Consider the following 14,202-nt stretch of genomic DNA (forward strand, 5'->3'; position numbering starts at 1 on the left):
CCACTCAACCGGATCTCAACCGATGAAATTCCTGCGCTCCCTGATCACGCTCGCGGCCGGCGCTGCCGCTTTCGCCTGCATCGCCGCGGCCCACGCCGAGGACATCAACCTCGGGATCATCTCGACCGATTCGTCGGCGGTGCTCAAGCAACGCTGGGAACCGCTGATCGATGACATGAAGAAACAGACCGGCCTGAACGTGAAGGCATTCTTCGCGACCGATTACGCGGGCATCATCGAAGGCATGCGCTTCAACAAGGTGCAGGTCGGCTATTTCGGCAACGCGTCGGCGATCGAAGCCGTCGATCGTTCGAATGGCGAAGTATTCGCGAAAGCGCAGCACGCGAACGGCGACAGCGGCTACTACTCGCTGCTGATCACCAACGTGAACAGCCGCTTCAAGACGCTCGACGACGTGTTCAAGGACACGAAGAGCGTGACGCTCGGGTTCGGCGATCCGAACTCGACGTCGGGCACGCTGGTGCCTGGCTACTACCTGTTCGCGAAGCACAACGCGCCGGTCTACACGTCGTTCAAGAGCGTGCTGCCGTCGAGCCACGAAGCGAATCTGCTGGCCGTCGTCAACAACAAGATCGACATCGCGACCAACAACAGCATGATGATGGAAACGCTCAAGCGCGAGCATCCGGACAAGTTCGCGCAGGTGCGCGTGCTGTGGACCTCGCCGCTGATTCCTTCGGACCCGCTCGTGTGGCGCAAGGATCTGCCGGAAGCGACGAAGGACAAGCTGCGCAAGTTTTTCCTGAACTACGCGAAAACCGATTTGCACGAAAAAGCGGTGATGGCCGGCATCACCGAGTACAGCGGCTTCGAGGCATCGTCGGATCGGCAACTGCTGCCGATTCGCGAGATCGTGCTGTTCCAGCAGAAGCAGAAGATCGAGAACGATGCACATCTGTCCGATAGCGACCGCAAGACGCAATTGGCCGCTCTCGACGCGAAGCTGAGCGCGCTCAGCAACGCACAGTCGAAGCAATGAACTCCGCCGATCTGAGCACGTCGCCCGCGCGCGCGAGCGAAGCGGCCGCCGCGCGGACGGCGCAAGATAAAGATCGTGCCGGCAAGCGCAACTGGTGGTCGTTGCTCGGCTGGATCGCGGTGCTCGCGGTACTCGGCGGCGCGTGGCACGGCGCCGACATGCGGCCGCTCGATCTGCTGAGCGACTCGGCCAACATGGGCCAGTTCGCCGCGGACTTCTTCCCGCCCGACTTCACCGAGTGGCGCAGCTACGTGCACGAGATGTACGTGACGCTGGCGGTCGCGATCTGGGGTACCGCGCTCTCCCTCGTCTGCGCGGTGCCATTTGGCCTGATGTCCGCGCACAATCTCGCGCCGCAGTGGGTCGTGCAGCCGATGCGCCGCCTGATGGACGCATGCCGCGCGATCAACGAAATGGTCTTCGCGATGCTGTTCATCGTCGCGGTCGGCCTCGGGCCATTCGCCGGCGTGCTCGCGCTGTGGGTGCATACGACGGGCGTGCTCGCCAAACTGTTCGCAGAAGCGGCCGAGGCGATCGATCCGCGTCCGGCCGAAGGCGTGCGCGCAACCGGCGCGACGCGCCTCGACGAAATCGTCTATGCGGTGCTGCCGCAAGTGCTGCCGCTGTGGATCTCGTACGCGTTGTATCGCTTCGAGTCGAACGTGCGCTCGGCGATGGTGGTCGGCATGGTCGGCGCGGGCGGCATCGGCGTCGTGCTGTACGAAGCGATCCGCTCGTTCAACTATGCGCAGACGGCCGCGGTGATGATCATGGTGATCGTCGTCGTGACGGTGATCGATCTCGGCTCGGCGTGGCTGCGTGAACGGGTGATCTGAGGATGGCGCGCGTTCGCGCGCGCGGCACTGAGCAGCCGGATTCAAAACTGACAGCACGGGCGAAGCGCACTGCCGCTCCGCCCGTTTTTTTCCGCGTCACCTGCACTCGGTGCTGCAGGGGGGTGATCTCGATCACCGGGCAATGCCAACACTTCTTCCGCGCCTCATACCGCCGCTTTCCACCGCACAAAGCCCCTTCGCTTCGATCATCCACTCCGCCATTCCGGCCTTCTTGCTGCCGCTGCCGGCGCTGGCCGCGTGGCCCGCACCGAGGATGCGCTGCTGGTCGGTGCGCGCCCCCGTCGGGCTCACGACGAACGGTGAACTGAAGCCTCAGCCCGTGCTGTCGACCGCGCCGCTCGTCAGATTCGACGGCGTCGCGTTGCTGCGCTTCGGAAGTGACGTTAGTTGTACACGCTGCAATCAACGCGTGTAATTCACCACCGGCACGGAATACGAAGTCGGCGCGAAATCGGTGCGGCCACTGCGCTGCGACGAGCCATTCGACGGCGCACCGTAGCCGCTATTCTGCGCAGCCTGGTTTTGCGCCGCGACCTTTGCTTCGGCCGCCTGGATATCGGCCGGATAGTCGATCACGTTCGCATTGGACGGATCGTAACCCGCCTTTTCGAGCTGAATCAGCTCGGCGCGGACCTGGGCGCGCGCGAGCGGCTGATCGGCCGGATTCGACTGGGCAAACGCCACGAGCGGCGCGGCAACGAGAGCGGCGATAGCCCCTGCTTCGATCAGCGACCTGATGGACTTCATGATTTCCAACCTCCCGAGATGGCTTCATGCGATTGCCGCGGAGCCTGGTGCGACCATCGGCCATCCGCAGCGGTTAGCGCAGTTTAGAAGCCGGTCGAGCCACGTAGTAAGCCCTGAACCATGAATTCACTGTTGCCATAGCGGCCACAATTCGAGGCCACCACGTTCCGGCGCAGCCTCAACGCGATGCACTACACTGATAACGCCCAACGACGCGCCGCAGACATCGCATTCGATCGAGGAGATAGACGCTCATGTCGCATCCCGTTGCCCTGCCCTCTTACCGCGACGGCGTGCGCGCCGAATGGGTCGACTACAACGGCCACATGCGCGACGCGTTCTACCTGCTGATCTTCAGTCTCGCGGTCGACGGGCTGATCGATCTGATCGGCCTGCCCGATGCGGTGCGCAAAGAGCGGCATCGATCGATCTACACGCTCGAAGCGCATCTCAACTATCTGCATGAAATCAAACAAGGCACGCAGGTGCGTGTCGACATGCGCGTGCTCGGCTGCGACGCGAAACGTATTCACGTGTACTTCGAAATGTTTGCGCTGGACACGACGCAAAGCCAACGCACCGGCCCCGTCGCCGCGGGCGAGCAGATGCTGCTGCACGTCGATACCAGCGGACCGCGCGGCGTTGCTTTCGATCCGGACGTCAAAGCGCGCGTACACGAACTCGCGCAAGCCCATGCGGCATTGCCGCCGGCGCGTTTCGCGGGACGTGTGATCGCTTTGCCATGCGCAGTGCAAACGGGAAACACTACTCAAACGGAGTGACCATGCTCGAGCCGGAAATCGCCGCCTTTATCGAACGAGCGAGCGCGCTCTATCCGTCGCATCACGCGGCGATGACGCCGCGCGAGCAGCGCGAGCTGTATGACCGCTACGCCGCGACGTTGACGCCGCCACTGCCCAGCGAACTCACCACACGGGACGCAAGCTTTCGCACCGACGCGGGCCATGCGATCCCGCTACGGCTCTACCGGCATCCAGCGAAGGCAAGCGAACACAGCATGATCCGCGGCACGGTGCTGTATTTTCATGGCGGCGGCTTCGTGCTCGGCTCGCTGAACAGTCATCAGATGGTGACGGCGCGCCTCGCCGCCGACACCGGCCTCGACGTGATCGCGGTCGACTACCGGCTCGCGCCTGAGCATCGCGTGCCGGCCGCGCACGACGACTGCCTCGAGATCACGCGTGCCGCGTTGAACCACCGCCTGCCGTTCGACCTCCCAGAGCGCGCCGCATTGCAACTCGCGGGCGATAGCGCCGGCGGCACGCTCGCGGCAAGCGTCGCGCTACGCCTGCGTGACGAATGTGCGAGCGGGTTGCGCGGCATCGCGCTCGTCTATCCGATGCTCGGCACCGAGCCGCAATTGCCCGCGCGCGACACCGAGTCCGATGCGCCGATGCTGACGCTCGCGGACGTGCATAAGTTTCGCGACGCTTACTGGGGAAAAGGAGAGGAAGCCGACCCAACGCCCGGCCCCGCGTGGACGATCCCGCTCGCCGCAACCCGCTTCGACGGGCTGCCGCCGACGCTTGCCATCGGCGCCGAGCACGACCCCCTACGCGACGACGCGCGCGTGTTCGTCGAGCGAATTCGCGAAGCTGGTGGAGATGCCCGGCTGCTGGTCGGCACGGGGCTCGTGCATGGATGCTGGCGCGCGCTTGAAACAAGCCCCGGCGTGCAGGCCATGCACAGGGCTGTATGCGAATTTCTCCGCGAAAACGCACGCCATTAGCGCGGCGATATGCACCGCCGCGCCCGGCGCGTTATCGCGGCTCAGCGATTGCGGTCGCCGCGCCACTGCGCGAACGTGACGAGATCGAGGCCGACCTCAGCCGGCTCTATGCGGGTCCAGCCGAAGAACGCGTCGTCCCAGCCAGGAATGCTTTGGGGCGTCAGCGACCGGAACTTCATGCCGCCACGATACGCGAGGTCCGGCCAGAACAGCGGCATCACCTCGCGCGTGGCGAGCTGGCGCAGCAGGTCGGACGGGCCACCCTCGTCGGCGACGATCTCGCCCTGCGAGATCCAGTCGTTCTCGGCCCACGCGACGAACACGCTCGGGTTGCCCGCGGCGTCGAACATCAGGATCACGTTCTGCTCGGGCCGCCAGTAATATTCGACGATGCCCTGAGCGGCCACCACTTCGTCGATCATCTTGCGCGTGCGCGGATCGCAGTAGGTCATGCCGTTTTCGCCGAGCGCGAGCCAGCCCGACTCCGCGCAATGGCGGCTTTTGGCGTCCTTCAGGAAGTGCGTGAGGCGATTGGCGGAATCCGCGTCGGTCTTGCGCAGGTACAGGTCGACGATGCCGGCGTTGAAGGCCTTCACCGCGACGGTTTCATCGGCGACGCCGGTGAGCAATACCTTCGCGCAACGCAGGTGCGAGATCGACGACAAAAACTCGACGCCGTCGATGCCCGGCATGTCGTAGTCGACGACGACCGCCGCCACTTCCTCGAAGCGCGACGGCTGCGCGACGATGTCGCGCTCCGCCGAGGTCTCGACGAAGCGCTCGACGCCCGGTTCGCTCAGACACGCCGACGCGGCCGCGAATTCGAGCGAATTCTCGCGTGCGTGCTGGCGGATATAGTTGAGGGCCGCTTGCGGACGCGTGAAAAACAGGTTCGTGTAGGTGCCCGGGAAGAAACGGCGGAGCGCGTCGAGGTAGCTGTCGTTGTCGTCGACGAAAACCACTGTGGACGGATAAAAAACGGGAGGTCGAATAAAGTTGTTCATATCTTCACGTGTTTCTCACGCCGCCGCGAAGGCCCTCGACCGACCGGTCGGTCGATCTGACGTTTCGCCAGGCGACTGCCCAAGGAATGCCGGGCGATGCCTCGCCCGCGGGTCCGCATGATCAATGGGTTCTTGTCGCTACTACCGGAGACCGCCTGCCGTCGCTGTTCGCGCCGCTATCGACGCTGTTCGTGCGTCTCGGGTGGCGCAGCCTGGCGCGGGCCTGCCGGCATGTGCGCTGCGAGCCAGTCGCTGCAAGTCGCTTTCACACGCCGGATAATCGAACCGTGGCTGCCGGTCGTCTGCAATGGTTCGTATAGTACAGGCTCCGCGCATTGGCGGCACAACTTAAATCGCATTCCTGCAGGCGCCGGCCGCGCAATTGCGGGGGACTAACTGGTCGAAAAAGAAAATCGCGGCACGCGGAAAAAATGTCCGCTTCCGTCGTGCCGGCGAATGGCTTTAGCGGCAAGCGCGCGCCGTTCGTGCCAGGTCCGTTCGGACATCAATCATCGTGACGCGCCGCAATATGCCCACAAGAAGCGTCGATGTCGAAATGGTCGTTTATCATCAGTCAATCGCAGTTGCTTAATGGTTGTTGCTTAGATATGACGAATACCGGCAAGATGATGATAGTCGGGCTGCTCGTGGTCGATGCGGGCGTCGCCGGTTATCTGCTGTACCCCAGGGACGATCAGGCGCCGGCCATGACCGGCGCGGTGACCCGCAGCGTCACCGGTGCGGTGGAATCGGAACCGCAGACCGATGCGACGCGTGCCGCTGGCGCCAGCGTGAGGCCTGCGCAACCCGTGAGTCCGCCCGCGCCGCAATCGGCGCTGCCGCAGATGGAGTCGGCCACTCCGGCTCCGGGAGCCGCTCAGGCACCTGCTGCGGCACCTGCTGCGGCGCCCGCCCCCGCCCCGTCCCTGCCCGCCACAGCGGCCGCGCCCGTGCCGAGCGTCACGCCCCAGTCGAGCCAGACCGCGAGCGGCCGCATCGATAACGCGGCGCCGCCCGCGGCCAATCCGGCCGCAGGCACGCACGCCCCCTCGAAGTCGCAGTCGTACGCACAGGAAAAAGCTCAACCGAGGCCGCAATACGGGCCGCGCATCGACCAGACCCATGCCCGCCGGCGCGACGACACGCACCCGAATGGCGCCAACCCGGTCGCCGCGATGCTGACGGACCAACTGGTCAAGGAATCGGCGAAACCCGACCCGTCGCTGCCGATGCCGTCCGGCGTCACCGTGCCGTTGCAGTCTGCCAATCCCCCGGGGGCTGGCGCGGGTAGCGGCCGCGGCACGAATCCGGTCGCGTCGGCGATGACCGATCGGCTCGTCCGCGAATCGTCGAAGGTGGGACCGACGCAGCCCGCCGCGGAGCCGCCCATCATCAAACCCTGAGCGACGCGGGGCTCACGGCCGCGACGCCACCTCGTCGAGGTGCGCGAGCAGATCGGCCGGATCGTCGTAGACGCGCAACGCCCCCGCGCGCTCCAGTTCCTCGGTGCCATAGCCACCCGACAGCAGGCCGACACCGAGCGAGCGGCAGCGGCGGGCCGCAAGCATGTCCCAGATGCTGTCGCCGACCACGACCGTGTGCTCGATCGACACGCCGAGCCGCTCGGCCGCGGCGAGGAACAGGTCGGGATCGGGCTTCGCGTATTTGACGTCGTCGCGCGTGACGACGACCGCCTTTGCCGGATCGACGCCGAGCGCCGCCAGATTCAGCGCGGCGGTTTCCATCCGCCCGCTCGTCGCGACGGCCCACGGCGTGCCGGCCTGGGTCAGCGCGTCGAGCAGTTCGCGCGCGCCCGGCAGCGGACAGACCTGGGCGCGCATCCGCTGATAGGCGGCCGCATGCGCGTGCCGCAGCCGTTCGGCGCGTTCGACGCTGATCTCGCCGTGTGTCTCACGCAGCAACTGGTCCGTGAACAGCCCACCGCTCATGCCGATCTTGCGATGGATGCGCCAGACGGACAGCGGGATACCTTCGCTGTCGAGCGCCTCTTTCCATGCCAGCACGTGCTGATAGACGCTGTCGACGAGCGTGCCGTCGAGGTCGAAAAGAAAGGATGTCTGGATGCGCATGCCGGCCTCCGGTGATGATGGGTTCAATCACTATGCCATGTGTCGATGAAACGGCCAGGGCGGCTCGTCGCCCTTGACGACGCTCACGGTCTCTACACGATGTGCGCAAATTCCCACAGATGGGCGCGTATTTGCCCCGATTTCGCTTTACCACGGTCTCACGTTCGAGACGATGAACTCGTTCAGCAAAGGCCGGCAACTTCGCGAACAACCGCTCGTACGGCTTCGGCCTTTCGTACGCGCAGGGCCCGCCGGGCGATTCGGTGTTGTCGCACGCGACTCTCAACACGCTGCCGCCGTCGTCGACGAATACGCGGGTGGCGGTGACGGTGGGCATGCGTCACGCGTTCCGATCTCGCGCGGCGCAGGCGTGGCGCGCCGCGACAGTGCGATGCCCTCACGACTGCGCCGCCGCGATCACCTGCGACGCGAGCGCATGATGCTGGCCGCGTCGCGAGCGGATTGCGCGAATCTCCTCGATGACGCCGTCCGCGCGGCCGAGCCAGCGCAAGCTCCGACAACAGCTGCGCGGGCTCCCCCTCGTGACACAGCAGCCTGAGCGACGGCGTGGCCAGCACCGGCGCGAGCAACGCGTGCGCGGCGAGCTTCGAAATCCCATCCGACAGCCCAACCGCGAGCCGCACCGAGTCCGCGCCGCTCGCTTCGCGCATCTCGTCGAGCAACGCCTCGCCCAGCTGGAAGATTTGCTCCGCGCGATCGAACGCCTGCTCGCCGGCCTCGGTCATCGCGACGCCGCGCCCGGCCGCGCGCGCAAAGCCGCCCTCCTTCACGACGATCCAGAAGTAGTACAGGTGACGATAGTTGAGCATGCTGATCCGATACTTCGAAAAATCCGAAACGACTGGTTCATTCGAACCGCGAATAGGCCCATGATGGCTGTTCCGCCGCTCGCGGCGCACTCGATTACGCCACCTCATGGACTCCCTGTTCGCACTCGTTGCCGATCCCGCCGCGTGGGCCGCGCTCGTCACGCTGATCGTGATGGAGATCGTGCTCGGCATCGATAACCTGATCTTCATTTCGATCCTCAGCAACCGCTTGCCGGAAGCGCAACGCGCGCGCGCGCAGCGCATCGGGCTGCTGCTCGCGCTGGTGATGCGGCTGCTTCTGCTCAGCACCATCGCGTGGATCACGAAGCTGACCGCGGTCGCGTTCACGCTGTTCGATCATGGCTTTTCGTGGCGCGATCTGATCCTCGTCGGCGGCGGCCTGTTCCTCGTGTGGAAGGCAACCACCGAAATCCGTCAGCACATGATCCCCGATGACGAACTCGCCGCGAAAACCAGCTCGACCGTGCAGTTGACCTTGGCGGCCGCGATCGGCCAGATCATCCTGCTCGACCTCGTGTTTTCCGTCGACAGCATCATCACCGCGGTCGGCATGACCGAGCACCTGCCGATCATGTTCATCGCGGTGATCGTGTCGATCATGGTGATGCTGTTCGCGGCGCAGCCGCTCGCGCGCTTCATCGATCGCAATCCGACCATCGTGATGCTGGCGCTGAGCTTCCTGCTCGTGATCGGCATGGCACTGATCGCCGATGGTTTCGGCTCGCACGTTCCGAAGGCGTATATCTATGCGGCGATGGCGTTTTCCGCGTTCGTCGAGGCGATGAACATGCTCGCGCGGCGCGCGAAAACGAAACGTCTGGCAAGCAGCGAGGAGTGATGCCGTGATGAAATGCCCAGTCTGCAAAACGACCGGTTTGCTGATGACCGAGCGCCGCTCGATCGAAATCGATTACTGTCCGGACTGCCGAGGCGTATGGCTCGATCGCGGCGAACTGGACAAGTTGATTGCGCAGGATGACGGCGACGGCTCGCGGCGCGGCGAGCGTGCCCTGGAAAGCGAGCGGCAGCGTTACGAGGAGCGTCGCGACGAACATCGCGGGTATCAAAAGAAGCGCTCGATTTTCGATGTGTTCGACTTCGGCTGAACGCTTCGGCGGCTTGGCGCACGCAAATTCCAGCCGCCGTTAGCGCATCAGCGCGCCTTCTTGCGAACGCCCTTGCCGGTCGTCGCGGCGCGCGGCGCTTCCTTCTCGAGCGGTGCGCCGCCGTTCATCTGCTCGAACCACGACAGCGTATCGACATACGACAGAAATTGCTTCAGATATTCCGGCGACAGCTCGCGCATCAACGACAGCGCGCGATGTACGAGGCTGCTCGAATTGAGCGGCCCCGCGTTGCCTGGCACCTGCGCGAGCGACTGGCGCAACTGCTTTTCGGTGCGCAGTTTGGACCAAACTTCGCGGAAGTAGTCGACTGCGGGCAGATCGGGATAGGCGGCAGCGTGCGGCGCATCGGCGCGCGCGTGGTGGCGGGCGAGGCGTTCGATCAGCGCCGCGAGCGTGGCGTCGTCGGCCGCGTCGGCTTCACCGGACGTGGCTTGCGACGCGCTCTCGTGCGCAGCGGCACGCTCGACCTCGGCCGTATAGTCGGCCAGCAGTCCTGCCAGTCGTTGCTCGAGCACTCGTCGCGGCTCGCCGCTGTGCTGTGCCGCGCGCCGCGTAAGCGCGTCGAGCAGATGAAAGCGCACCGGATCGAGCCGAGCCGCGCCGCTCGCGCGCCATGCATCGAGCCTCGCGCGAGCCGCGTGGATCGCGTCGTCAAGCACCGGACTTCTCCGCCGCCGCCGCACTCGACGGCCGCGGCACCGGCGCGATTTCGACGCGGCGGTTTTTCGCGCGGCCGGGTTCGTCGGCATTCGAACTGACCGGCTGCTCCGAGCCGAACGCCGCCGCAAACACCGACGACGCCGACACGCCCTCGTCGATCAGCGTGCGCGTGACCGTCAACGCGCGCTGCGCCGACAGCTCCCAGTTATCGGCGAAGCGTCGATTGCCTTCGCGCAGGCGTTGATCGTCGGTGAAGCCGCTGACCATCAGAATCTGATCGCTCGCGCGCAGATACGCGGACAGCGGCCCGGCGAGACTCTTCAGCAGCGCGCGACCCTCAGGCTGCAGCTGGGCGGAGTTCAGCGCGAACAGCACGTTGCCGCTAATGCCGATGCGCCCATTGACGAGCGTCACGCGCCCCGCCGCGAGCGGTCCCGCGAGCGCCTGTTCGAGCGTCTTGCGGCGCTGCGTTTCGGCCTGGCGCTGCTTGACCTCCTGCTCGAGCTTGGTCGACAGTTCGAGCTGCACGCCGATCACGCTGACCAGAATCAGCACGAACGCGCCGACCAGCACCGACATCAGATCGCCGAACGAGGCCCAGATCGGCGCTGAGGTTTCCACGCCGCCGTCGATGTCCTCGCTCATACCGCGTCGGCTCCGGCGGTCGCGCGCTGCGCGGCCAGCAACTGCAGGTCTTCGACGATCTGCTTCTGCGACATCACGCTGAGGTCGACCACGTCACGCGCCTGCGCGACGTAGTACGCGAGCTGTTCGTCGCTGCGCGCGAGCGATTTGTCGAGCGCTGCTTCGATGCGTTCGAGATGTGCGACGAGCTTGTCGTTCGCTTCGCCGAAGGTGTGCACGGCCGCGCCGAATGCTTCGCCGAGGCTCGCGACTTCGACCGCGCTGCCGGTGACCTGCGCGGCGACCGTGCCGAGCTTGCCGGTCTCGTGCTCGAGGTGTTCGGTGAAGCGATTGCCGACGCGTTCGAGCAGACCCGCCGACGTCGAGACCAAGGCATCGACGGCCGTGCGTTGCTCGGTCGACGCGTGGGTGACTGCGTCGAGCAGGGTCTCCAGCGTGGCGAGCAGACGACTGCGCTCTTCGAGCATCGCGGTGTCGCGGACCATGCTGTCGGAGAGCTTCTGGCGCAGCTCCGCGACGACTTCGGCAGCGGCCTTCGGCGCTTCGGACGCCGCTTGCACGAGGCGCCCGATTTCGGCGATCGTCGCGCTGGCATGCGTTTGCGTCTGCGTGGAGATATCGCGTGCGGTTTGCTCGAGTGCGTCGCAGATTTGCTGCTGACGGGTCGCAGTTTGCAAACCCGTTTGCTGCCATTGTTCGTCGAGCTTTATGGTCATCGCGGCGAGCGCTTCGGTCCATGCCGCGAAGCGCTGTTCGTCGCGCGCGGCGAGTTCGGCTTGCAGGTTTGTCGCCGCCTTCGGTGCTTCAGCCGCGGCTTGAACCAGTCGATCGATTTCCGCGATCGTCGCGCTGGCATGCGTTTGCGTCTGCATGGAGATATCGCGTGCCGTTTGCGCAAGCGCGTCGCAGATCTGCTGCTGATGGCTGGCGGCTTGCGCACCCCTCTGCTGCCATTGTTCGCTGAGCTTCGCACCCATCGCGTCGAGCGCCTCGGCCCACGCGCCCAAACGCTGCTCGTCGCGCGCGCTCAGTTCGGTCTGCAAGTTCGCATGCGAGCTACCGACCGCGCTCAGCAACGCCGCGGCATGCTGCTCGAACGTCGCGGCGGCGCGCGCCAACGCCTGTTCGTTGTTGGCGGCGAGTTTGTCGCCCGCGCTTTGCTGCTGAGCCAACGCATCGCCCCAGGCCTGCGAGATGCCGCTCGCCGTCGCTTCGAGCCGCGCGGACACGCCGTCGAGCAGCGCGAGCGAGCGCTGTTCGAACGCTTCGGCGACGCGTTCGACCGAAGCGCACTGTTGCGCAGCCAACTCGTCGCTCGCCTGGCGATGTCCGGCGAGCGCGCTGTGGCAAATTTCGGCGACGTTCGCGCTGGTCGCCGCGAAGCCGCTCGACATGCCGTCGAGCTGGCGCTGCACGGCCTGGGTCACCGCGTCGTGCAACGCGGCGGTGTCGCGCGAGAGGCCGGCCATCGTCGCTTCGACGACCGGCTGCAGGGCCTTGCCGGCGGCCTGCGCGCTGCCGGCCACGCTGTCCTTCAGCGACTGCTCGATCACACCGGCGAGCCGCAGATAGGCGGCTTCGGTGCGGCCGTAAAACGCGTCGAGGCTCGCTATCTTCCGCTCGTTCGACGCGGCGCTCTGCTGTTCGAGCGCGCTCATCATCGTCTGCAGACGTTCGACCAGCAGCGGCGTCGCTTCGGCCTGGCGTTGCAGCAGCCGGAAGCTTTCTTCGCGCTGATGGCTCTGCGAGTAGACGCGCAAAGTCGTCGCGATCTTCGCGTCGAGCTGTTGCGCCGCTTCGAGCCGCTCGCGGCGGGACAGCGCGGACAGCAGCCCGAGCATCGCAGACGTCGCGACACCCGCGATCGACGTGCCGAACGCGAAGCCCAGCCCCTTGACCGGCGCGGCCAGCGATGCGCGGATCGCCTGCAGGTCGCTAGCGCTCTCCAGCGCAAGGCCGGTGCCGCGCAGCGTCATCACCATGCCGAGCAGCGTGCCGAGCATGCCGAGGAGCACCAGCAGACCGACCAGATACGGCGTCAGCGCGGGTCCCGGCAACGCGACGCGCTCGCCTTCGACGCGCAGCCGCACGCTATTGCGCAGACTCGGATGGACAGCTTCGAGAAACGCGCCGAGGCTCGGCGGTGGTCCGGACAACGCGGCGAGCGCGCCTGTCAGCGTGGCGGTCGCCTGACCATAGCGGCGCAATTCGAGCGCGCCTAGCACGTAGAAGACGCCGATCAGCAGCGTGACGACGAACGCGAGCGGATTGGACACGGCATAACCGACGGCGATCCAGCACGCCGCGGAGAGCCCCGCGAGAAATACAACGAGATCGATACGATATCTGGACATGGGGTCCCAGTTAGCAGGCGCGAAGAGCCGCGAGCAGCCCTTCGACCGGTTGAAAACGAACATCCAGCTCGGCCAGCAAAACGCTCTGCATGTCCTTGCGGAAGACGTCGAGCCACGCCTCGGACGCGAGCGGCACGGCAGCGTTGCCGCCATCGGTCGACCTGGCGAGTCGCGTGGCTGCGGTGCTTGCTTTGACGTGAGCCAAGGCTGCTTCCAGCTGCATGGCTGCAGCGCCGGCTTCGACTTCGGCCGACTGCTGCCGCGTGGGATCGGCATCGGCGGCAACTTCGGCCGCTGCTTCCGCCTCCGCCATCCTCCGCTTCTCACCCTCGCGCAAGCGCTCGAAGTGCCCGCCGAGCAACCCGGGCACCGCGCCGAGCAAACTCCGCTCGCGCTCGCCGAGCGCACGCTCCATCACCGCATCGACGACCGCGAGCCGCGCGAGCGACGGCGCCTGCGTCGCCAGCAGCGCGCGCAGCCGGCCACGCAACGTGCCGATCGCCGTTTCCATCGACTGCTGAAGCGCGAGATAGCGCTGTCGGAACACCGCGTAGTCGGCCTGCGTGTCGACCGCCACGCGCGGCGCCGACATCCGGGCGGACGACGGCGACGGGCCACGCCGCCGTGAGCCGGCGAGCACGCTATCGCTCACGATTGCGCTCACCAGCGAGCGGCGTACGCGCGTGCACTCTTCCTCTTCCGCACGGCCGAACGCGCGCGCGCCACCAGCGACGGACGGCGGCTTGCCATCCAGCGCCGACGACAACGCGATCGCGTCGGTCCAGCCGAGCCACTGGCTCAGCCGATCCGCCAGCGATTGTCGCGATTCGGCGACGTCGGCCTCGGCGAGACGGGCCAGTAAGCGAACGAGTGCAGGCCCAGTGAGGGCGCTGCGCTGAGGGGCTTGCAACATACCACCGGTCGCAAAAAAGTCAGCAGTTTACACGCTGACGCCAGCGAGTCCGAAGTCGCCCGCTCGATCGTGCGTCGAAAGACACGGTTTTGCCCGATCGAACCTGGCATTCGGGCGTTTTCCCGAGCGCGGCTTTTTTGCCAATAGCGAAGCGGACCTATCCCTGTATAAGATGAAAGCTGGCGCCTCGCTGCGCACTGGAAC

General features: G+C 65.9%; 15 protein-coding genes. 7 read left to right on the forward strand and 8 right to left on the reverse strand.

Annotated elements, in window-relative coordinates:
* Window positions 1-22: 22 nt before the first annotated feature.
* Both phnD and phnE read left to right on the forward strand, forming a co-directional pair.
* Complete coding sequence (phnD, locus tag HDG32_RS02925; protein ID WP_184025290.1) at window positions 23-1,000, forward strand: phosphonate ABC transporter substrate-binding protein; 978 nt, start codon at window positions 23-25, stop codon at window positions 998-1,000.
* Complete coding sequence (phnE, locus tag HDG32_RS02930) at window positions 997-1,836, forward strand: phosphonate ABC transporter, permease protein PhnE (RefSeq protein WP_184063056.1); 840 nt, start codon at window positions 997-999, stop codon at window positions 1,834-1,836. The genes phnD and phnE overlap by 4 nt, the downstream gene beginning before the upstream one ends.
* Window positions 1,837-2,259: 423 nt before the next feature.
* On the opposite strand, the gene HDG32_RS02935 is transcribed toward phnE, so the two are convergent.
* Window positions 2,260-2,604: a DUF4148 domain-containing protein gene (locus tag HDG32_RS02935; protein WP_184063058.1), complete on the reverse strand. Its 345-nt coding sequence runs from the start codon at window positions 2,602-2,604 to the stop codon at window positions 2,260-2,262.
* Between the two features lie 254 nt (window positions 2,605-2,858).
* On the opposite strand from HDG32_RS02935, the gene HDG32_RS02940 reads away from it, so the two are divergent.
* Both HDG32_RS02940 and HDG32_RS02945 read left to right on the forward strand, forming a co-directional pair.
* On the forward strand, window positions 2,859-3,386 hold the full coding sequence (locus HDG32_RS02940) for a thioesterase family protein (RefSeq protein WP_184063060.1): 528 nt from the start codon (window positions 2,859-2,861) through the stop codon (window positions 3,384-3,386).
* 2 nt (window positions 3,387-3,388) lie between these two features.
* Window positions 3,389-4,354 carry an alpha/beta hydrolase gene (locus HDG32_RS02945; RefSeq protein WP_184063062.1) on the forward strand — a complete coding sequence of 322 codons (966 nt, stop codon included), beginning with the start codon at window positions 3,389-3,391 and terminating at the stop codon, window positions 4,352-4,354.
* A 41-nt stretch (window positions 4,355-4,395) separates the two neighbouring features.
* Here HDG32_RS02945 and HDG32_RS02950 read toward each other — a convergent pair whose 3' ends face one another.
* Window positions 4,396-5,358: a response regulator gene (locus HDG32_RS02950; protein WP_184063064.1), complete on the reverse strand. Its 963-nt coding sequence runs from the start codon at window positions 5,356-5,358 to the stop codon at window positions 4,396-4,398.
* 608 nt (window positions 5,359-5,966) lie between these two features.
* Between HDG32_RS02950 and HDG32_RS02955 the strand changes: the two genes are divergently transcribed.
* Complete coding sequence (locus tag HDG32_RS02955) at window positions 5,967-6,761, forward strand: hypothetical protein (RefSeq protein ID WP_184063066.1); 795 nt, start codon at window positions 5,967-5,969, stop codon at window positions 6,759-6,761.
* 12 nt (window positions 6,762-6,773) lie between these two features.
* Here the strand turns inward: HDG32_RS02955 and HDG32_RS02960 are convergent, their stop codons facing one another.
* Both HDG32_RS02960 and HDG32_RS02965 read right to left on the reverse strand, forming a co-directional pair.
* Window positions 6,774-7,448, reverse strand: a complete 675-nt coding sequence (locus tag HDG32_RS02960) for an HAD family hydrolase (RefSeq protein ID WP_018423463.1) — start codon at window positions 7,446-7,448, stop codon at window positions 6,774-6,776.
* Between the two features lie 182 nt (window positions 7,449-7,630).
* Window positions 7,631-8,278, reverse strand: a complete 648-nt coding sequence (locus tag HDG32_RS02965; protein ID WP_260335506.1) for a hypothetical protein — start codon at window positions 8,276-8,278, stop codon at window positions 7,631-7,633.
* Window positions 8,279-8,384: 106 nt separating this feature from the next.
* Between HDG32_RS02965 and HDG32_RS02970 the strand changes: the two genes are divergently transcribed.
* Window positions 8,385-9,137 carry a TerC family protein gene (locus tag HDG32_RS02970; RefSeq protein ID WP_184063067.1) on the forward strand — a complete coding sequence of 251 codons (753 nt, stop codon included), beginning with the start codon at window positions 8,385-8,387 and terminating at the stop codon, window positions 9,135-9,137.
* 7 nt (window positions 9,138-9,144) lie between these two features.
* The gene (locus HDG32_RS02975; RefSeq protein ID WP_184063409.1) at window positions 9,145-9,405 is read left to right on the forward strand and encodes a zf-TFIIB domain-containing protein; all 261 of its coding nucleotides are present in this window, start codon (window positions 9,145-9,147) and stop codon (window positions 9,403-9,405) included.
* A 47-nt stretch (window positions 9,406-9,452) separates the two neighbouring features.
* Here the strand turns inward: HDG32_RS02975 and HDG32_RS02980 are convergent, their stop codons facing one another.
* Genes HDG32_RS02980 through HDG32_RS02995 form a run of 4 tightly spaced genes read right to left on the reverse strand, consistent with a single transcriptional unit; the run spans window position 9,453 to window position 13,998 of the window.
* Complete coding sequence (locus tag HDG32_RS02980; RefSeq protein ID WP_184063069.1) at window positions 9,453-10,085, reverse strand: DUF2894 domain-containing protein; 633 nt, start codon at window positions 10,083-10,085, stop codon at window positions 9,453-9,455.
* The gene (locus HDG32_RS02985) at window positions 10,078-10,731 is read right to left on the reverse strand and encodes an OmpA family protein (RefSeq protein ID WP_184063071.1); all 654 of its coding nucleotides are present in this window, start codon (window positions 10,729-10,731) and stop codon (window positions 10,078-10,080) included. The genes HDG32_RS02980 and HDG32_RS02985 overlap by 8 nt, the downstream gene beginning before the upstream one ends.
* Window positions 10,728-13,085, reverse strand: a complete 2,358-nt coding sequence (locus HDG32_RS02990; protein WP_184063073.1) for a DUF802 domain-containing protein — start codon at window positions 13,083-13,085, stop codon at window positions 10,728-10,730. Before HDG32_RS02990 ends, HDG32_RS02985 begins: the two co-directional genes overlap by 4 nt.
* Before the next feature lie 10 nt (window positions 13,086-13,095).
* On the reverse strand, window positions 13,096-13,998 hold the full coding sequence (locus HDG32_RS02995) for a DUF3348 domain-containing protein (RefSeq protein WP_184063075.1): 903 nt from the start codon (window positions 13,996-13,998) through the stop codon (window positions 13,096-13,098).
* Window positions 13,999-14,202: the final 204 nt, after the last annotated feature.

This window comes from Paraburkholderia sp. CI2 (assembly GCF_014201055.1).
Lineage (GTDB): Bacteria > Pseudomonadota > Gammaproteobacteria > Burkholderiales > Burkholderiaceae > Paraburkholderia > Paraburkholderia tuberum.

Bases quoted from the DNA above. Each gene is read 5' to 3' on its own strand.
- HDG32_RS02975 (WP_184063409.1), top strand. From the start codon at position 9,145: ATGAAATGCCCAGTCTGCAAAACGACCGGTTTGCTGATGACCGAGCGC.
- HDG32_RS02995 (WP_184063075.1), bottom strand. From the start codon at position 13,998: ATGTTGCAAGCCCCTCAGCGCAGCGCCCTCACTGGGCCTGCACTCGTT.
- HDG32_RS02950 (WP_184063064.1), bottom strand. From the start codon at position 5,358: ATGAACAACTTTATTCGACCTCCCGTTTTTTATCCGTCCACAGTGGTT.
- HDG32_RS02985 (WP_184063071.1), bottom strand. From the start codon at position 10,731: ATGAGCGAGGACATCGACGGCGGCGTGGAAACCTCAGCGCCGATCTGG.
- HDG32_RS02940 (WP_184063060.1), top strand. From the start codon at position 2,859: ATGTCGCATCCCGTTGCCCTGCCCTCTTACCGCGACGGCGTGCGCGCC.
- HDG32_RS02945 (WP_184063062.1), top strand. From the start codon at position 3,389: ATGCTCGAGCCGGAAATCGCCGCCTTTATCGAACGAGCGAGCGCGCTC.
- phnE (WP_184063056.1), top strand. From the start codon at position 997: ATGAACTCCGCCGATCTGAGCACGTCGCCCGCGCGCGCGAGCGAAGCG.
- HDG32_RS02970 (WP_184063067.1), top strand. From the start codon at position 8,385: ATGGACTCCCTGTTCGCACTCGTTGCCGATCCCGCCGCGTGGGCCGCG.
- HDG32_RS02965 (WP_260335506.1), bottom strand. From the start codon at position 8,278: ATGCTCAACTATCGTCACCTGTACTACTTCTGGATCGTCGTGAAGGAG.
- HDG32_RS02960 (WP_018423463.1), bottom strand. From the start codon at position 7,448: ATGCGCATCCAGACATCCTTTCTTTTCGACCTCGACGGCACGCTCGTC.
- HDG32_RS02990 (WP_184063073.1), bottom strand. From the start codon at position 13,085: ATGTCCAGATATCGTATCGATCTCGTTGTATTTCTCGCGGGGCTCTCC.
- HDG32_RS02935 (WP_184063058.1), bottom strand. From the start codon at position 2,604: ATGAAGTCCATCAGGTCGCTGATCGAAGCAGGGGCTATCGCCGCTCTC.
- HDG32_RS02955 (WP_184063066.1), top strand. From the start codon at position 5,967: ATGACGAATACCGGCAAGATGATGATAGTCGGGCTGCTCGTGGTCGAT.
- phnD (WP_184025290.1), top strand. From the start codon at position 23: ATGAAATTCCTGCGCTCCCTGATCACGCTCGCGGCCGGCGCTGCCGCT.